An 18770-nucleotide genomic window follows, 5' to 3' on the forward strand; every position below is an offset into this window, starting at 1 on the left:
GGTGCCTCCCTTCATTGGACGCCAATCGCCCATGGCGATCGGTTTTCGGGTAGGGAGGCGAACCGGACGCGGGACAAGCGCCTGGCGTCCACGCCCGCGAGCGTGGCTTCGAGGTTGGTGAAATCGATGTTTTCCATGGCAAAGCTCCTCATGAAATGGGGAGATGCCGCGCCCCAGCGGGGAAGCGGATCTTCCCGATGGGGGTGGATGAAGGACGAATGCCCCGGGCCCCGAAGGGCCGTCGCTGTTTCAGGGGCTGACAGCGCGCGGCGTCGACGCGATGGCGTCGCCGGAAAACTACGTCTGGCAAACTGGCTGAGGCACTGCCCCGCGAGCGGGTAGCCACACCCGTCCGTTGTAACTCACGCAGGCGACCTGCTGGCCGCAACCGTCGAGGACTTGTCCGCCCACCCAATTACCGCCGCCGACTTGGTGCTCGACGATGAAGCGGCGGACAACACGGCTCGCGTCTCCAAGGGATGCCACCGGCGCCAGGCGATTCCGGACGCCGAGAAGTGTTTGCGCGGGGTCCTGACCGAGGTCCGGGTTACCCGCCGTCATTAAGGCGACGCGAAGTGGCTGACGTTGCGCAAGCTCGTACTCGTCCGCCACACGGTCGAAGTTTCGCAATGTGTGCATGATGCGCTCCTGAATGTCCCGTCGGTCGCCGCACCCACCGGGCGTGCAACCCGACGGGTGATGAGAGAGGACAATGGAATCGCGGCAGCACGGCCGCCCGAGGAGAAACTACGAATCGCTGATGCGCCGGACCGGAAGCAAGAGCAACTCGCCCTGCGCCAGCGCCGACATCAGCACCTTGTCGCTCGGCACACGCACCGACCGCGCGATCGCATCGAAGAACGGCGACTGATCGGTGAGATGGTCTGACAGAAGGCGCGCCAGGTCGGTCAGCACGTGGAGGACGGCCTCGCCGGAAGTGTCGAAGTCATGCGTGTCCTGCAGTCGCTCCGCAACGTGCGTGAGGAGCGCGGCGCCCATCGGAAACAGGGCCTCCGGCCAATCGATTCCGCCATCGGTCCCGATCTGGATCTCCATCTGGTCGGCACCCGCTTCGGGAAGCAGTACGCACAAGCGATTCAGGGTACTTGCGAGCGCGTGGTTGAAGTTGGCCCGAAGCACTCGGAGGGTCGACCAGAACGTCTCCACCTCGGCGGGCGCCCGGCACAACAGCGGCCAGACGACCTCCGTCCGCGCGAGCGGACCCGGGTGGCACAGCAGCGTGGTCTGAAGATACTCAAGGCAGCCCGCCCGCCACTCGCGATCCGTCGTCGAGCCGTTGCGGCCCGCGCGCGACAGTGCGGACACGTCACGGTGTCGCACGAGCACCCACATATCGATTTCCTGCCGCATCTCGTTCTCCCAAAGAATGATAGATGCCTGGAAGACAACACAAAGGCGAGCTCGCCCCCGAAGAGGGAGCCCGTTCGGGTTGCAGTGGTGGTGGTCAAAGCGCCGGCGCCGAGGCCAGCAATGCGAGGCGGAGCGGCGCTCCGCAAGACCCACATGCAGTGCGTTTGCCCTGCCCTATTGGATCGTGACGATGGACCCGAACCCGGGCCCTGGGGTGAAGTCGATCCCGCGTATCACGGGCACGAACCGATCGGTAAGAATGACGGTTTCACTGACGGTCCCATCCGGGCCCTCCGAAAGCTCGACGGAGCGGACCTTATCCTTGTACGTGTCGCCCTTGATCAACAGGGTGCGACCGTTGCCGGCGGTCACGATTCCGTGAGCATGACCGGCCGCCAGCGCCAAAGCCAGGTGCCACCGCCCCATTGCAGTCAAGGGCGGACGGTGGGCGCCTTTCGTAACACCGAAGTGAGTCCGGAACAGCGGCCAGAGACTATGCGCATGCAGTCGCGCCACCTCGGCCGCGAGTTGGGCGGCGTCGATGCGGACCGCGTGAAAGCGGCCCTCCCCACCTGCAATCTCCGGAACGGCGTACGGCTCGTCGGTCCAGCACTCGGGCAATACCTGATCGAATGCTTCGCCCTTACCGGCAGCGATGAGCGCCGACACGGTGCGCGATTCCGGCCGATCCGAACGGCGTCGAACGCCGAACACCACGCACTGCTTGAACTGCTGCTCCGGGGCCATGTGGAAGCGAATGCGCTCGAAGTTGCGCGCGAGAAGGCCTGCGAACTCCGCGTCGAGCACGTAGTAGGGCACGATGAGAACGAGGACGCCTCCGAACGCAAGGGTTTGAAAGGTCCGCCGGAAGAAGATCTTCTCGAGTCGGTCCGGCCCTTTGTCGCCGGTCTGCGCCCGGTCCGCCACCGCGTCGCCATAGGGCGGATTCAGAAACAAGAGACCAATGGACCCGGGTGTTACGACGACGTCCTGGATGTCGGCATGAATCGCAAGGTCCAGGACGGATTTCGCATGCCAGGCGCGCTCGGCATCGAACTCGACGCCGAATGCCTGAACGGCGGCACCGCATCCAGTCAGCGCTTCCCTGACTTGGTGGAGCGCAGCGCCTTCGCCGCAGCACGGATCCAGGATCCGTAGCGCATTGCCTGCTACATCGAGGGCGGCGACAATCCGCTCGAGCGTCGCTTGGTCGGTCGGGTAGTAGCCGTTCTTCACGAAATTGCGCGCCAGGCGCGGGAATATCAGGGCCATGGAACCTCCTCGGAGTCGGCGGGACGCATTGACCCTCGACGGGCCGATCGCGACCCGCTGGTTGTGGATGATGTCCCGGAGCGAGATGCTCGGTCCTGTTGCAGGGACTGACAGGCTGATGAATCTGGCAACACGCGCCACCGGCCGATAGCCGGACGGCCGCAAACGGATTTCCATCGTCGGTCTGCCTGCAGCAGGCCGACGATGGGAACCCGCTGGTTCCGCTTGGATGGGATTTGAACGATACCTTCGTCACACCCGCGGGCCTCAAGACGCGTTGCCCTGAGACCCCGTGGCTCGGATGCGAGGCACCCCAGTGGAAGGCGTGGGCGCCGATGAAAGGGCGCGCGGGGAAACCGCCGACGCAAATGCCGCAACACATCGGGCGTGTTGCTGCCCAGTTGTCGATGGAGCCCTAGCAGGCTTTCCGAATCACGCGCGTAGCCTGACGCACTGACCCGATTCGGAAAGCCCGCGCGCGGGCTGGCGGCCGGAGTCGGCCGCGGGGATTGTTCTACGATGCGTCCGCCTTCGCGGCCAGGTAGGCCCGATACCGATCGGATTCCTCCGGATACCAGACCTGCTCTTCCGGCACAAAGCCGTATTGGAGTCCGGACTTCAGCCGATTGCGCTGCTCCCGGAAGCGCCGGCGGTCATCGATCGTCGGATCGAGCTTCACCGGTTGGCGCGCCGCGACCAGCCCGTGGAGCTCGTCGCCGAAGAGCGCGAGATCGGGCGATTCGTCCGGATCCGTGGTGGGCAATGCCGGCGGAGCCGCGCCCTCCTGTCCTCGTTCGGGCGCACCGCTTCCCTCCAACTCGCCATTCCCAGCACCCGGACGCGCAGTCTGCGCCAAGACCTCGTCAGCGGGATCGGGTTCCATCGGGGCCTCGGGCAAACTCCTTTCCGTGCCGCTTTGAACGTGCAGATCGGCGAGTCGGGCGCGGATCTCCAACACGAGCCGACCGTTGCTGGCATAGGACCAGGGGAAGATGCGCTGAATGATATAGCGCCCCGTGTAGCTCCCTTCCTCGAACTGATCGAGGATCGGGTCCTTGACACGAAACTCGCCGATATCGGTCAGCAGATCGCCGACACAGAACGGACCATTGGCCCCCTTGATGCGCTTGATGTTCAGCGTGCCTTCGACAGTGATGCTCACGATCTCGATCTCCGAATGCGGTATCGGAGGCCCGCCCACCGAGGGGGACGAACGCCCCCGATGGGTGGTTGAAAATCGGACACCGAACGGGTCGAACCATCGGTGCGTGCGGTACAGGAGGGCCACCAACATGGTTGGTGGCCCCGGCTTTGAAAGAGGCACCGGTATTCCGGACCGGTACGGGATCGAAGCGGACAGGCAAGGCCCGACCGAGGACCCCAGGCCTGACGGCCGTCCCAGTTACAGGGGCTGACTGGGCGCACCACGCACGTTTTTTGCCGAAACGTGCAAAACGGGTGGAAACCCACGAAAGGCTCCGAGCTTGGAACGGCTGATTGGGTGATCACCCGCTGGTGCCGGTGCGCTCCAGGTGAGCGCTTTCGGCCGCTGGCTGAACATCCGTTGTCTTCGGGCGTTCGTAGACCGTTTGGCCGTCCACCTTGACGTGCGTCAGCAGTAGCAGCCGGCCCTTGATGATGACTCGCGGTTCCTTGCCGGGCGCACCGGTTTCGGAATCCTTGACGTCGGCATAGTAGAGATGTGGGTAGATGTCACCCACGCGGAATGACACAAAGACCTTGCGGTCGTTCTGGACATCCTGCTTGAAGCGTTCAACGAGCTCGGCACACTCGGCACCGACCACTCTGAGGTCAAAGTACGTGTACGCCGGTTCCGTGACGGACCCGTGAACAGCGTTGATTGCGCATGCGAGAAAGGGCTCGGCTCGACGGCCACCACCGCGCGGCTTCACCCACCGGACCCGGCCCAAATAGCCGCATCCCTTGGTATGCAGGTCGAAATGCTCCTTCTCGGGAGCGGTCTTGGAAGCAACTTGCGTGGATTCGGACATGACAGTCTCCAGACGAAAAAAATCGGGAGACCACACATCCCATGATCGGGAAGTGAATCTTCCCGATCGGGTGGGTGATACAAACGAAACCCCGGACCTGACGGTCGTTCCGGTTACAGGGGCTGACCGGACACAGTACAACGGCCGCATGGCCGAATACTCGTGACGATTCTACGCCAAGTGCCCGCGCCGTCAACGGGGCAACGCCATCGAGCCAATGGCAGCATGCCACCGCCTCAGGAACAAGCACCAGCCGAGTTGCGCCCGGACAGTGACGCGACGACTCGAGCGCACCTTCAGCCTGACCAAACCGCCTTGCATTTCTTCGCTTGATCAGCGACATTCCCGCGAGGGGACGGATCTCATCCGCCCGACAGCAACCCTTCGCATACGATCGCGACCAGCCTGCTCGGCTGCACGACCTCTCGCATCTGCAACAGCACGCTAATGCGCCGGATTTGATGCCGCCCGCGCGTGTTTGATGCCCCAGACAGGGGGCTGGTGCCTACGGCGGTCCCATGCTGTGGCGCCCCCAACGTCTGGAAGGCCCGCCGCGCCAGTTGTTCTCCCCGATAGTGCTCCTCCGCTTGCCGCGCTTCACACGACTTGGCGCCATCCACACTGCAATCACATGACATTCCCCTGGGCATGGAGGTAAGGGTTATGAACGTCGTGCACATCAACACCCATCCGGCCCGTCTGCGACCGGGCGAGATGGCGATCCACCGCGAGCACGGATGGGTCGAGATCCTCGAACGCGCCGGAACACTGCTACGAATACGATGGATCGACCACTCATTAGTAGCCCCCGACGCCCTCGAACCCGACGAGATCGACGGCGAACTCCTGACCGTCTGGGAGGACTGGGTCGGGTGCGACAGCTTGAAGCCGATGCCAAGACCGTCAATCCGCGGCGAATCGGTGGCTCGAATGCCCGTTGACCTTGCGGCCCGACGAGCTCCAAGGGGGGCGCCAGCGACATGAGAAGTCTGCGAAACCGGACTCGCCAGGGCCACAAGCAGCGCCCCACCCCACCGCTGACCGGGCTCACCTCGATCGGGGTCATGGGCGCTTGATTCATACCGTACCGTAACCTATCGTACGTAACGTATCGTACTGGAGACGCGATATGCCTCGGGAAGCCAGCATCACGTACGCGCAGGTGGCGGCCATCGCCGATGGGATCAAGGCCGCCGGCGGGAAGCCCACCCCACGCCAAATCCGCGAGCGTCACGGCAGCGGCAGCCTCGGCACCATCCATAAGCTGTTCCAACGATGGGAAGGCAACCAGCCGCCATCCATCGAAGCAGGTTCAGCCCTCCCCCCTGCGCTGCAACGGACGATTCTCGACTTCGTGACGCAGGAACGGGCAACGGCTCGGGCCGACCTCGACGCCAAACTGTCCGACATGCAAGCGGCCGCCGACGAGCTCGCCGCCGAGAACGAGCGCCAGAGCGGCCACATCGAGACGCTGGAAAGCGCCCTGCAGACGTCTCAGGAAGAGAAGGCAGCGCTCGCCGGAAAAATCGAGCAGATGGAGACCGATCTCTCCGCCGCAAGAGACGAAGCCGCCCGTGAGCGCCACGCAGCCGAGGCCACCCGCACCGAGTTAGCCAAGGCACATGTCCGACTCGACACTATCCCCGTCCTCGAAAAGGACAACGAGCGGCTACGAAGTGCGGTAGACGCCGAGCGCGACGCTCGCACCAATGCCGAACGTCTGGCCGCGATCGCAGAGGCGAAGGCCGCAGGCCTCAGCGAGCGTCTGGCGGATAGCCAAGCCCGCCACACGCGTGAAGTGGCGAACCTCGACAGCCAGCTACAGGACCAAAAGCAGCGAAACACGAACCTCGAGGCTGATCTGTCGGAGATGCGCAAGGAGTCCCGCGACCTGGCCGCTCGCCTCGCTCAGGCGACAGGCGAGCTGGAAGCGCTGCGCACTCAGAACGCCGGCCATCTGGATGTCATCAAGGGCTTCACCGCGCAAGGCACCGTAACGGGCGCGTCGTAAAGGTCCAAGCGGCCGACGCTGACGTTGTCGTGCGCACGGGGGCCACTCCTTTGCCGGCAACCGTCGACGGAGAACCTGACCTGGCAATCGACACATTGTGAAGCGGCCCCTTGACGAGCCGGCGTATGGCGCCTACGAATATATTCAGCGTCCGGTCAGCCCCTGTAACCGGAACGACCTTCGGGTCCGGGGTCAGCCTCAAGATTCATGTCCATCTCGGTGGGATACGCCTCTCCGTAATTTTTCGAAGAGAGACCGATGTTCTCGTACTACCCCCCGCCTTCCGGCTCCCTCCCCGAGCGCCTCTCCTGCGGCCCTCCCTATCCTGAGGCCCTTCAGGTACCCACTTACATCAAGGATCGCGCCACGAAGGTGGGCGACACCGCGGCAGCATCCCGTCTTGGGTAATTCCGGGACTTGCCAAACGACGATCGTGTCGGTATTTTTCTCTCGTCTCAAAAGCGCTGCGCACGCCTTGAGACGTGGCGGGGACGCCTCGCTCTCTCGCTTCGCGCGACTCAATCGCTCATTTCCTTGCTCGTCAAGCGGCGCTTTTCGCCGCTCTGACTTCGTCTCGTCCTGATTCCCCGCCTTGCGACCGCTGCAATCGCCGTCGGCCGGCCTTGGCATGCATCGACTATTCGGACAACGAACGCCAGCAAGGAGAAACAGATGAAACATGAATCCCAGGCGGCGCACGCCATGCGCCGAACCGGCGGCCCGATCGGTGCCGATCAGAACCTTGGAGGAGACACAGTACCGGGCCAAGTAAACATCGAGGACATCGCCCACGTCCTCGCGAGCACGTGCTGCTTCGCGGGCCGTGCGCACACCTTCTATTCGGTCGCGCAGCACGACTATCTAGCGAGCACCATCGTGCCGCCCGATGACGCCCTGGCGGCGCTTCTCCTCCACGCCGGAGATGCGCTCAGGAAACTGCTCGCCGCCTGCCTCAATGCAGAGAGCCAGACGACCGCGGACATTCTGGCCGACCTCGGCGCCCCGCCCTACCTGCCGCCATCGGTCAAGTACGCGGACCTCGTACTCCGCGCCACCGAACGACGCGATCTCGATCCGCCCTATGAAGACGCATGGACCGGTACGACACAGTCCTCACCGCTGGCCCGGCCGATTCAGGCGCTAGCACCTATCGTGGCGAAGCACCTATTCATCGATCGCTACTACGAGCTCCGACCACAGGAGGACCGAAGAGCGTTCCCTACTGCGGACAGTGCCTCATGAAACAGCATGCCTTCGGTGTCGTTCCGGACACTGTGAGTGAGACTTGCCCCTTCCTGACGCTAGGCGGTCTTACGGGCGCAGCCGACGGCTTCGCCATGACCGCTCTGTGTATCACCGGCCTGCTCGGGAAGATTGCCTATGTCGGCCGAGTCGATGCCTGCCGGTCTTCTCGTCAAGACTTCCAGCGCGAAAACAACACCGGAGGTAGCCGGATCAAGGACGACCCATACTCCGTCGCAGACGCCGCCAAGCGGTAAGACTGCGCTGGAGGACGCGACCGAGGCGAAGCTACTGCCTGCGTCAAAAGAGGCATGACATGTTCCTGACCAAGGACGAACTCCGCAACCTCACCGGCTACCAGAAGCCGTCACTGCAAAAGCGTTGGCTCACGGATCGTGGCTGGCCATACGAGGAGAACGCAGCTGGCGATCCAAAAGTCCTGCGCTCAATCGTCGAGAAGCGCATGGGCGGTTCAACTGCATCTACCCATCGCAGACAAGGCCCCGATCTCGGAGCTATTCTGTAATGATGGGACGCCCGCGCAAAATTGATCTCAACCTGCCGCCCCGCATGTATCTCAAAGGGCGGTCGTATTGGTACGCCGCTAAGGGCGGCTGGATCAATCTCGGCCGCGACCTGTCGATCGCGCGCACGAAGTGGGCGGAGCTGGAGAACACGAACGCCCCCAAGGAAACGATGTCGGGCGTCATCGGTCGATACCTGCGCGAAGTCGTCCCGCAGAAGGCCGCGAGCACGCAGGCGGGGAATAAACTGGAAGCCTCCACTCTGACGAAGGTGTTCGGACAGATGAAGCCCGCCGACATCACCCCAGCCGACGTGTGGGACTTCATGCAGGTGCGCGGCCAGAAGTCGAAGGTGCGAGCCAATCGCGAACGCTCCCTTCTGCAGGACGTCATGCGGCACGCCATCATGTGGGGCCATTGCCGCGACAATCCAGTGCGCGAGGTGAAGCCGTTCAAGGAAATGCCGCGCACGCGCTACGTCACCGACGTGGAATTCGACGCCGTGAAGAAGGTTGCGCCTCCCCTCGTCGCGGCAATGATGGATCTCGCGCGCCTCACCGGACAGCGCCGCGGCGATCTCCTTGCTCTACGCCGCGATGCGATTACCGCAGAGGGCCTCCTGATCACGCAAGGCAAGACCGCACGGAGTCGCCCGGTGCAAATCTGCATCGGCTGGACGCCTGCACTACGTGCTGCGGTCGATGCGCTGAAGGACCTCGAACGCCCCATTGCGAGCACGCGGCTCGTGACGAGCCGCGACGGATCGCCGATGACGGTCGAAGGCTGGAAGACGGCGTGGCAGCGAACGATGGACAAGGCCACCGCGCCTGGACCGAACGGCGAGCCGCCGATCCTTGCCGAGCGGTTCCACTTCCACGACCTGCGCGCGAAGACGGTAACAGAATTGAAGGAAGCGGGCCGGGATGCGCGCACCCTTTCCGGCCATGCGTCCGATGCAATGATCGAAAAGGTCTATGACCGGCGCAGGGTAAAGAAAGCGACTCCGCTGGAATAAATCAGCGGGGAGTTTTGAAAAAACGCGGGAGTATTGAAAACGGCACCCCGAAGGGTGCCGTATCTCTTTGATTTTGGGGCGACATACCGGGATCGAACCGGTGACAACTGGAGCCACAATCCAGTGCTCTACCAACTGAGCTAATGCCGCCACTTTCAGACTGCAGAAATTCTACAGTCAAAAACCTTTACTGGCCTGCCCGACAGGAATCGAACCTGTAACCCCCGGCTTAGAAGGCCGGTGCTCTATCCAGTTGAGCTACGGGCAGATCCCGCGGGCATCGGGGTTAGCTGGTCGGGGTGGAGGGATTCGAACCCCCGACATCTTGCTCCCAAAGCAAGCGCGCTACCGGACTGCGCTACACCCCGAGAGCCGCGAATAATACACACTCATTCCCGATGCGTCAAACGTAAGATCGAAAAAATTCAATCCCCGCCAAAAACCATCGAATAAGGCGGAGAGCTGCGTCTTTTCTTGCCCGCTCGATCGGTTTCTGATATTAGTTCGCTTCTTTCAATTACCAACCGGAAGTCGAAGTCATGCCGGACGATACACTGCAGAAACAGTTCCCGCCGTACGTCCCCGAAAAGGGCGAGGAATACATGAGCGAGAAGCAGATGGCCCACTTCCGCGACATGCTGGAATCGGTAAAACGGGAGCTGGCTGGCGATATCGAGCGCACCGTTCATACAATGCAGGACGAGGCCACCGCATTCGCCGACCCCAATGATCGTGCCAGCCAGGAGTCGGACATTGCGCTTGAATTGCGCAACCGCGACCGCGAGCGCAAGCTGATCAAGAAGATCGACGAGGCCATTGGCCGCATCAATGCCGGCGAATATGGCTATTGCGACAGCTGTGGCGTGGAGATCGGCCTCAAGCGGCTGGAAGCGCGCCCCACGGCGACGCTGTGCATCGACTGCAAGACCCTGGAGGAAATGCGCGAGCGCCAGGTCGCAAAATAATAGTGCCACCTCCGGCGCGCCTTTCGAGCAGCCAGACGCAGGATAAAAAAAGGGACGCCGTGGCGTCCCTTTTCATTTGGTCCGGCCGGATTATTCGGCCGGCTGATCCAACAGCGCCTTCATGCTCAGGCGGATCTTGCCACGCTCGTCAGTCTCGAGGACTTTGACGCGCACGGCCTGACCTTCCTTGACGTAGTCGGCGACGTTGTTGACGCGCTCGTTCGCGATCTGCGACACGTGCAGCAGTCCGTCGCGACCCGGCATGATGTTCACGATCGCGCCGAAATCGAGCAGGCGGATAACGGTACCGTTGTACACCTTGCCAACCTCGACCTCGGCCGTGATGGCGTCGATCTTTTCCTTCGCGAGCTGAGCACCTTCGGCGCTGACCGACGAGATGGTCAAGCTGCCGTCGTCCTCGATCTCGATCACCGTGCCGGTCTCCTCCTGCAGCGCACGGATCACCGCACCGCCCTTGCCGATCACGTCGCGGATCTTCTCCGGGTTAATCTTCATCGTGATCATGCGCGGAGCGAACTCCGACACTTCACCGCGATGCGAGGCGAGCGACTGCTTCATGATGCCGAGGATGTGCATGCGGCCCTCGCCCGCCTGCGCGAGCGCAACCTGCATGATTTCCTTCGTGATGCCCTGGATCTTGATATCCATCTGCAGCGCCGTGACGCCCCTCTCGGTGCCCGCGACCTTGAAGTCCATGTCGCCAAGATGGTCCTCGTCGCCGAGGATGTCGGTCAGGACGGCGAAACGGTTGCCTTCCTTGATCAGGCCCATCGCAATGCCGGCCACGTGTTCCTTCATCGGCACGCCGGCGTCCATCAGCGCGAGCGAGCCGCCGCACACCGAAGCCATCGAGCTCGAGCCATTGGACTCGGTGATTTCCGACACGACGCGGACCGTGTAGCTGAAGTCTTGGGGTGCCGGCAGCGCCGCGATCAGCGCGCGCTTCGCCAGACGGCCGTGACCGACTTCGCGACGCTTCGTCACGCCCATGCGGCCGGTTTCGCCGGTCGAGAACGGCGGGAAGTTATAGTGCAGCATGAAGCTCTCGCGGTATTCGCCCGCAATCGCGTCGATGATCTGTTCGTCGCGCCCGGTACCCAGCGTCGCGACAACGAGAGCCTGGGTTTCGCCACGAGTGAACAGCGCCGAACCGTGCGTGCGGGGCAGCACGCCAACGCGGATCTCGATCGGGCGAACGGTGCGGGTGTCGCGGCCGTCGATACGCGGCTCGCCAGCCAGGATGCGGCTGCGCACGATGCCTGCCTCGAGCTCATGGAAGATGTCCTTGAGCTCGTTACCGGTCGGCGCTGCTTCCAACTCCGCGGTGATCGTAGCGATCGTATTCTTGCGGATCTCGTTCACGCGCTCGGTACGGGCCTGCTTGCTGGTGATGCGGAACGCATCCTCGAGCTGGGCGCCCGCGAGTTCCTTGACGCGGTTGATGAGCGCCTCGTTCTTGGCGGGGGGCTGCCAGTTCCACTCGGGCTTGCCAGCGACCTCGACGAGTTCGTTGATCGCGCGGATCGCCGCCTGCATCTGCTGGTGGCCGAACACCACCGAACCGAGCATCACTTCTTCCGAGAGTTCCTGCGCCTCGGATTCGACCATCAGAACCGCCGCCTCGGTACCGGCAACGACGAGGTTCAGCTGGCTGGTCTTGAGCTGCTCGACAGTCGGGTTGAGGATGTACTCGCCGTTGGCATAACCGACGCGGCAGGCCCCGATCGGGCCGTTGAACGGCACGCCCGAGATTGCCAGCGCGGCGGATGCGCCGATCATCGCCGGAATGTCGGAATCGATTTCCGGGTTGAGCGACAGCACCGTGACGATAACCTGGACTTCATTGTAGAAGCCGTCCGGGAACAGCGGGCGGATCGGGCGATCGATCAGGCGGCTGGTCAGCGTTTCCTTCTCGGTCGGACGCCCTTCACGCTTGAAGAAACCGCCCGGAATGCGGCCGGCCGCGTAGAACTTCTCGACGTAGTCGACGGTGAGGGGGAAGAAGTCCTGCCCGGTTTTGGCTTCCTTGGCGGCAACGACGGTGGCGAGGACCACGGTGTCGTCCATGTCCACGATGACGGCACCACCTGCCTGACGAGCAATCTCGCCGGTCTCGATGGTGACGGTATGCGCGCCGTATGCGAATGTTTTTTTAATGGCGGTAGGCAAGTTGGATATCCTTTAGGTGAATGTAAGCAGCAGACTACAACTGCGAAGCTGTCTCGGTCACGCAACCCTAACAGCAAAAACAAAGCCGGTGCGACCCCGCGGGATCTGCACCGGCTTGTTCGCTTACCTTGTCTTTTGCGACGTTGTCAGACGCGACACGGTCAGCGATTTACTTGCGCAGGCCCAGACGCTCGATCAGGCTGCGATAGCTGTCGGCATTCGTGCCCTTCAGGTAGTCGAGCAGCTTGCGACGCTGACTAACCATCTTGAGCAGGCCGCGACGCGAGTGATGATCCTTCGCGTTGGCCTTGAAGTGGCCGGTAAGCCCGTTGATGCGGGCGGTGAGCAGAGCGACCTGCACTTCCGGCGAACCGGTGTCGCCTTGTGCGCGCTGGAAGTCCGTGACGATCTGCGCCTTGGATGCGGTATCGAGAGCCATGTGGGTGTTTACTCTTTTCGTTTTCTGCCAATCAGAAGCGTGGGATTATACCCAACGCACCATGAAAAACTCAATGATTATCAAGACTGCGGTGCTGCCGTACCCGTTGCAACGAGGCGTTTGGGCAACAGGCGGCCGTCATCGCCCAGTTCCCCCAGGCCCAGAAAGCGCCCTTCGCCGTAAACTCTGACAAGACCCCGCTCGCGGCCCTCGTAAACCAACGCACGCCCCTGCAGCAAACCGCCCGCCTGCAAGGTGGAGAGCATGACCTCGGGAAGGTGCGACACCAGCGCATCGGCGGGTGCGAGCAAGCGTTCCCGGTCGTCAGCCGGCACGGCTTCGAGTTCTGCGAGCGTCACCGTGCCCGACCCGGCTGCGAACGGGCCGATGCGCGTGCGTCGCAGCGCCGAGAGATGCGCCCCGCAACCGAGAATCCGACCGAGATCGATCGCAATCGTCCGGATGTAGGTGCCCTTGCTGCATGCAACCCGGATACGAAAGGTTTCCCCACCGAATTCCAGCAACTCAAGCGCGTGAATCGTGACGCGGCGCGGCATCAGCTCGACTTCGATGCCGGCGCGCGCATATTCGTACAGGGGCTTGCCGTCGCGCTTGAGTGCCGAGTACATCGGCGGGATCTGCTCGATCTCGCCGGTTAGGCGCTCCAGCGCGGTACGGACGCCGTTTTCCGCGACCGACACCGGCGCTTCGGCGATCGGACGCCCTTCGGCATCACCGGTATCCGTCTCGATGCCCAGATGAACCGTCGCCTCGTATTCCTTGTCGGCGTCGAGGAGCATCTGCGAGAACTTCGTCGCCTCCCCGAAGGTCAGCGGCAACAGCCCCGTCGCCATCGGATCGAGCGTACCGGTGTGCCCGGCCTTGGCCGCGTTGAGCAGGCGGCGCGCCGTCTGCAGCGCCGCGTTTGACGTGATGCCCTGCGGCTTGTCGAGCAGCAGGACGCCGTCCAGCACGCGGCGCTGGTGCCTGAATTGTTTCTGCGCTTTCAAGACTGCTCAGCTTTCCGGCTCGTCCTTGTGGCGCGCATCATCCTCGCGCACCACCTGGTCGATCAGTTGCGACATGCGGCTGCCGCGCTCGACGGACGGGTCGTAATGGAAATGCAGTTCGGGCAGCGTGTGGATGCGCACACGCTTTCCGAGCTCCCGGCGCAGGAAGCCGCTCGCGCGGCGCAGTCCGGTGAGAATTTCGTCGAGCCCCTCCTCGCCGCGCATCGAGGTGAAGAACACCTTGGCGTGCGCGTAATCGGGGGTGATCTCAACATCGGTCAACGTGATGAACCCCACACGGGGATCCTTCACTTCCAGCCGGATCAGCTCGGCCAGTTCGCGGCGGACCTGCTCCGCCACGCGCTGGCTGCGGGAATACTCCTTGGGCATCTCTTAAAGCGTCCGGGCGATTTCCTGGATTTCGAACACTTCGAGCTGATCGCCTTCCTGGACATCGTTGTAATTCTTCACCGACAAGCCGCATTCGAAGCCGAACTTGACCTCCTTGACGTCGTCCTTGAAGCGCTTGAGCGATTCCAACTCGCCCGTGTGGACGACGACGTTGCCACGCAGCACGCGGATCTGCGCACCACGCTTGACGTTGCCCTCGAGCACGTAGCAGCCCGCGACAGTGCCGATCTTGGGAACGCGGAACACTTGGCGGACTTCGACGAGGCCCAGCTGATTCTCGCGCCTTTCCGGCGACAGCAGACCCGACAGCGCGGCCCTGACGTCATCCACGGCATCGTAGATGATGTTGTAGTAGCGGATGTCCACGCCGAACGTTTCGGCCAACTTGCGTGCACCGGCATCGGCACGCGTATTGAAGCCGATGATGACCGCGCCCGAAGCCTGCGCCAGGTTGACGTCGGACTCGGAGATCGCGCCGACCGCGGAGTGGATCGCATTGACGCGGACCTCGTCCGTGGACAGCTTGTTGAGCGACTGCACGAGGGCTTCCTGCGAACCTTGCACGTCGGCCTTGATGATGAGCGGCAGGGACTTGACCTCGCCCTCGGCCATCTGTTCGAACATGCTCTCGAGCTTGGCCGCCTGCTGCTTGGCCAGCTTCACCTCACGGAACTTGCCTTGGCGGAACAATGCGATTTCGCGCGCCTTCTTCTCGTCGGCGAGGACGATCGCCTCGTCGCCGGCAGCCGGCACATCCGAAAGACCGAGGATCTCGACCGGAATGGACGGGCCCGCCTCGTCGATCGCCTTGCCGTTCTCGTCCAGCATCGCGCGGATGCGGCCAAAAGTGGCGCCCACCAGCATGACGTCGCCTTTGCGCAGGGTGCCGGACTGGACCAGCAGCGACGCGACCGGGCCACGCCCCTTGTCAAGGCGCGCCTCGATGATGAGGCCCTTGGCCGGCGTATCGACGGGCGCCGTCAGCTCGAGCACCTCGGCCTGCAGCAGAATGGATTCGAGCAGGTTGTCGATCCCCACGCCGGTCTTCGCCGAGACGTTGATGAACATGACCTCGCCGCCGTATTCCTCGGGCACAACCCCCTCGACGATCAGTTCCTGCTTGACGCGATCCGGGTTGGCTTCGTGCTTGTCGATCTTGTTCACCGCAACGACGATCGGCACCCCCGCGGCCTTCGCGTGATGGATCGCCTCCCGCGTCTGGGGCATCACGCCGTCGTCGGCAGCGACCACCAGGATGACGATATCGGTCGCCTTCGCGCCTCGGGCACGCATGGCGGTAAATGCCTCGTGACCCGGGGTATCGAGGAAGGTGAGCATGCCGCGCGGCGTCTCGACGTGATATGCGCCGATGTGCTGCGTAATGCCTCCGGCTTCACCCGAGGCGACCTTCGCGCGCCGGATGTAGTCGAGCAGCGAGGTCTTGCCGTGGTCGACGTGGCCCATGACGGTCACGACCGGCGCACGCGATTCCACCGTGGCATCGGCCTGGGTGGCAGTATCCTCAAGGAAGGCATCCGGGTCGTCGAGCTTTGCGGCGAACGCCTTATGGCCCATCTCCTCGACCAGGATCATCGCGGTTTCCTGATCCAGCACCTGGTTGATGGTGACCATCGAGCCCATCTTCATCAGGGCCTTGATCACTTCGGCAGCCTTCACCGCCATCTTGTGGGCGAGATCGGCCACGGTGATGGTTTCGGGCACGTGGATTTCGCGCACCACCGGCTCGGTCGGCATCTGGAAGGCCTTGTGATCATCCTGCTGCCCCCGGCCCCGGCCGCCGCCGCGAGCGCCGCGCCACGAACCGGTCGTGGCACCGACTTCACCGCGGGTCTTCAGGCCGCGACGTTTTGCGCTGTCGCCTGCGCCAGCTTCCGCAACGCCACCCCGCGCACCACGCTTGGCGTCCTTGCCGACCGACTTGTCCTCGCTCTTGGCCGGACGGTGCAGCGTACCGGAGGGCGCCTTGGCGGCCTCACGGATTTCGGGCTTGGCTGCTTCCGCGCGCTTCTCGGCTTCCGCCCGGACGCGCGCTTCTTCTTCAGCGCGGCGGGACTCGGCGGCCGCTCGCGCCGCGGCTTCGCGCTCCTGCTTGGCCTTCAGATCGGCCATCTGGCGCGAGCGCAATTCCTCGTGCCTGCGGGCTTCGCGTTCGCGGGAGGCACGCTCTTCGTCGCTGAGAATGGAGACCCGCTGACGCTGCGCGGACGCCGGCGCCGAGGGTGCATCTTCGACCGCTTCGGCGGCGGGCTCCTCGGCGGCGGCTTCGATGACCGGTTCGGGTTCGGGCTCGGGCTCAGGCTGGGGTTCTGGCTCCGGAATGGATTCGACGACCGGCTCCGGCTCTACCTCGACGACGGCCGGGATCTCTACCGCGGGAGCCTCGGGAACGGCTTCAGCCACGGGCTCGACGACCGCTTCGATTGCGGCAGCCAGCGTTTCCTCGACTGAGGGCATCTCGCCGGCACCGGACTCTCCACCGATCTCGTCGCGCTTGACGAACACACGCTTCTTGCGCACCTCGACCTGAACGGTACGGGCGCGACCGGACGAGTCGGTTGCGCGGATCTCGGACGTCTCCTTGCGGGTCAGCGTGATCTTGCCCTTGGGCTGGCTGTCACCGTGCGAACGACGCAGATACTCGAGCAACCGCGCCTTGTCATGCTCGGTCAGCAACTGGTCGGGGCTGGTCTTCTCAACACCGGCTTTCTGCAACTGCTCGAGCAGTACCGCTGCCGGCATTCTTAGTTCGCCGGCGAACTGGTTTACGCTCATTTGTTCCATCAGTCAGTGTCCCCCCTCATTCTTCGAACCAATGCGCGCGCGCGATCGAAATCAGCGTGCTGGCACGTTCTTGTTCGATTCCGGCGATTTCGACCAGCTCATCGACTGCGAGATCGGCCAGATCGTCGCGGGTGCGTACGCCATGCTCGGCCAGCTTGGCAGCGAGCGGCTTGTCCATCCCGTCGAGATTGATCAGATCGTCGGAAACATTTTCCAGCTGCTCCTCGGTCACGATGGCCTCGGTAAGCAGGACGTTGCGCGCACGGTTGCGCAGCTCATTGACCGTCTCTTCATCGAAGGCTTCGATTTCGAGCATTTCGGCGAGCGGCACGTACGCAATTTCCTCAAGCGACGAAAAACCTTCGTCGATCAGGATGTCGGCGAGTTCCTCGTCGACATCGAGCTTGTCCATGAAGAGCTGGCGCAGGCTCTGGCGCTCCTGCCCGGACTTCTGCGCAGACTCCTCTTCGCTCATCAGGTTGATCGTCCAGCCCGTGAGCTCGGACGCGAGCTTGACGTTCTGGCCGTTGCGACCGATCGCGATCGCGAGATTATTGTCGTCGACGACGACGTCCATGCTGTGGCTGTCCTCATCCACGACGATGGACACGACCTCCGCCGGCTGCAGCGCGGAGATCACGAACTGGGCGGGATCCTGCGACCACACGATGATGTCGATCTGCTCGCCTGCAATCTCGTTGCGCACCGCGGTGACGCGCGAGCCGCGCAGACCGACGCAGGTGCCGATCGGATCGATGCGCGCGTCGTTCGACTGCACGGCGATTTTCGCACGCAGGCCGGGGTCACGGGCACAAGCCTTGATTGCAAGGAGGCCATCCTCGATTTCCGGCACTTCGAGTTCGAACAGCTTGCCGAGAAATTCCGCAGCCGTGCGCGACAGGATCAACTGGGGGCCACGAGCTCCACGGTCGATGCGCAGCAGGAAAGCCTTGACGCGGTCGCCGACGCGCAGGTTCTCGCGCGGGATCATCTGATCACGCGGAATCATGGCTTCGAGGCGACCCACTTCGATGATCGCGTTGCCGCGCTCCATGCGCTTGATAGTGCCTGAAACGAGATGTTCCTTGCGATCGAGGAAGTCGTTGAGCACCTGCTCGCGCTCGGCGTCGCGAATGCGCTGCAGGATCACCTGCTTGGCCGCCTGGGCACCGATACGACCGAAATCGATCGCCTCGAGCGGCTCCTCGATGTATTCGCCGACCTGGATGCCGGACTCGACTTCGCGGGCATCGATGATGCCCATCTCGGCCTCGTCGTTGACGACCTCTTCGTCCGGCAGCACGACCCAGCGGCGAAAGGATTCGTAATCACCGGTCTCGCGGTCGATCGTCACGCGCACATCGGCTTCGTCATTGATGCGTTTTTTCGTCGCGGAGGCGAGCGCCGTTTCCAGGGCACCGAACACGATGTCCTTGGCTACATTCTTTTCGCGCGCCAGCGCATCGACAAGCAGCAAAATCTCGCGGCTCATTAATCAAAATCTCC

General features: G+C 63.1%; 18 protein-coding genes and 3 tRNA genes. 7 read left to right on the forward strand and 14 right to left on the reverse strand.

What is annotated here, in order from left to right:
• Positions 1-11 precede the first annotated feature (11 nt).
• From AzCIB_RS24895 to AzCIB_RS12895, 5 genes are all read right to left on the reverse strand, one after another.
• Positions 12-137: a hypothetical protein gene (locus AzCIB_RS24895; RefSeq protein ID WP_286130862.1), complete on the reverse strand. Its 126-nt coding sequence runs from the start codon at positions 135-137 to the stop codon at positions 12-14.
• Between the two features lie 610 nt (positions 138-747).
• Positions 748-1371, reverse strand: coding sequence for a hypothetical protein (locus AzCIB_RS12880; protein ID WP_050416262.1), 624 nt, complete (start codon positions 1369-1371; stop codon positions 748-750).
• Between the two features lie 174 nt (positions 1372-1545).
• On the reverse strand, positions 1546-2643 hold the full coding sequence (locus AzCIB_RS12885; protein WP_050416263.1) for a DUF6094 domain-containing protein: 1098 nt from the start codon (positions 2641-2643) through the stop codon (positions 1546-1548).
• Positions 2644-3157: 514 nt separating this feature from the next.
• Complete coding sequence (locus AzCIB_RS12890; RefSeq protein WP_050416264.1) at positions 3158-3805, reverse strand: DUF3275 family protein; 648 nt, start codon at positions 3803-3805, stop codon at positions 3158-3160.
• A gap of 343 nt (positions 3806-4148) precedes the next feature.
• Positions 4149-4655 (reverse strand): DUF3577 domain-containing protein, encoded by a 507-nt coding sequence (locus AzCIB_RS12895; protein ID WP_050416265.1) that lies wholly within the window; start codon positions 4653-4655, stop codon positions 4149-4151.
• A gap of 663 nt (positions 4656-5318) precedes the next feature.
• Between AzCIB_RS12895 and AzCIB_RS12900 the strand changes: the two genes are divergently transcribed.
• From AzCIB_RS12900 to AzCIB_RS12920, 6 genes are all read left to right on the forward strand, one after another.
• Entirely contained in the window at positions 5319-5639 is a 321-nt protein-coding gene (locus AzCIB_RS12900) for a hypothetical protein (RefSeq protein ID WP_050416266.1), read from the forward strand.
• A 145-nt stretch (positions 5640-5784) separates the two neighbouring features.
• On the forward strand, positions 5785-6666 hold the full coding sequence (locus AzCIB_RS12905) for a DNA-binding protein (RefSeq protein WP_050416267.1): 882 nt from the start codon (positions 5785-5787) through the stop codon (positions 6664-6666).
• Positions 6667-7338: 672 nt separating this feature from the next.
• Positions 7339-7908, forward strand: a complete 570-nt coding sequence (locus AzCIB_RS12910) for a hypothetical protein (protein WP_050416268.1) — start codon at positions 7339-7341, stop codon at positions 7906-7908.
• Entirely contained in the window at positions 7905-8165 is a 261-nt protein-coding gene (locus AzCIB_RS12915) for a hypothetical protein (protein ID WP_050416269.1), read from the forward strand. The genes AzCIB_RS12910 and AzCIB_RS12915 overlap by 4 nt, the downstream gene beginning before the upstream one ends.
• Positions 8166-8224: 59 nt before the next feature.
• A complete protein-coding gene (locus AzCIB_RS23845) occupies positions 8225-8434 on the forward strand; it encodes a DUF4224 domain-containing protein (RefSeq protein ID WP_083447017.1) in 210 nt (69 codons plus the stop codon).
• Positions 8434-9447: a tyrosine-type recombinase/integrase gene (locus tag AzCIB_RS12920; RefSeq protein ID WP_050416270.1), complete on the forward strand. Its 1014-nt coding sequence runs from the start codon at positions 8434-8436 to the stop codon at positions 9445-9447. The genes AzCIB_RS23845 and AzCIB_RS12920 overlap by 1 nt, the downstream gene beginning before the upstream one ends.
• A gap of 74 nt (positions 9448-9521) precedes the next feature.
• On the opposite strand, the gene AzCIB_RS12925 is transcribed toward AzCIB_RS12920, so the two are convergent.
• The 3 genes from AzCIB_RS12925 to AzCIB_RS12935 all read right to left on the reverse strand — a co-directional run bounded on the left by AzCIB_RS12925 (position 9522) and on the right by AzCIB_RS12935 (position 9815).
• Positions 9522-9597, reverse strand: a tRNA-His gene (locus AzCIB_RS12925).
• A 41-nt stretch (positions 9598-9638) separates the two neighbouring features.
• Positions 9639-9715, reverse strand: a tRNA-Arg gene (locus tag AzCIB_RS12930).
• A 23-nt stretch (positions 9716-9738) separates the two neighbouring features.
• Positions 9739-9815 (reverse strand) — tRNA-Pro (locus AzCIB_RS12935).
• Between the two features lie 171 nt (positions 9816-9986).
• On the opposite strand from AzCIB_RS12935, the gene dksA reads away from it, so the two are divergent.
• Positions 9987-10412: an RNA polymerase-binding protein DksA gene (dksA, locus tag AzCIB_RS12940; RefSeq protein WP_050416271.1), complete on the forward strand. Its 426-nt coding sequence runs from the start codon at positions 9987-9989 to the stop codon at positions 10410-10412.
• Between the two features lie 90 nt (positions 10413-10502).
• Here the strand turns inward: dksA and pnp are convergent, their stop codons facing one another.
• The 6 genes from pnp to nusA form a co-directional block, all read right to left on the reverse strand.
• On the reverse strand, positions 10503-12602 hold the full coding sequence (gene pnp, locus AzCIB_RS12945; protein WP_050416272.1) for a polyribonucleotide nucleotidyltransferase: 2100 nt from the start codon (positions 12600-12602) through the stop codon (positions 10503-10505).
• Positions 12603-12771: 169 nt separating this feature from the next.
• The gene (gene rpsO / locus AzCIB_RS12950) at positions 12772-13041 is read right to left on the reverse strand and encodes a 30S ribosomal protein S15 (protein WP_050416273.1); all 270 of its coding nucleotides are present in this window, start codon (positions 13039-13041) and stop codon (positions 12772-12774) included.
• A gap of 80 nt (positions 13042-13121) precedes the next feature.
• A complete protein-coding gene (gene truB / locus AzCIB_RS12955) occupies positions 13122-14051 on the reverse strand; it encodes a tRNA pseudouridine(55) synthase TruB (protein ID WP_050416274.1) in 930 nt (309 codons plus the stop codon).
• A gap of 6 nt (positions 14052-14057) precedes the next feature.
• Complete coding sequence (gene rbfA / locus AzCIB_RS12960) at positions 14058-14441, reverse strand: 30S ribosome-binding factor RbfA (RefSeq protein WP_050416275.1); 384 nt, start codon at positions 14439-14441, stop codon at positions 14058-14060.
• 3 nt (positions 14442-14444) lie between these two features.
• Entirely contained in the window at positions 14445-17264 is a 2820-nt protein-coding gene (infB, locus tag AzCIB_RS12965; protein WP_050416276.1) for a translation initiation factor IF-2, read from the reverse strand.
• Positions 17265-17280: 16 nt separating this feature from the next.
• A complete protein-coding gene (nusA, locus tag AzCIB_RS12970) occupies positions 17281-18756 on the reverse strand; it encodes a transcription termination factor NusA (protein WP_050416277.1) in 1476 nt (491 codons plus the stop codon).
• Positions 18757-18770 lie beyond the last annotated feature (14 nt).

Source organism: Azoarcus sp. CIB, from assembly GCF_001190925.1.
GTDB lineage: Bacteria > Pseudomonadota > Gammaproteobacteria > Burkholderiales > Rhodocyclaceae > Aromatoleum.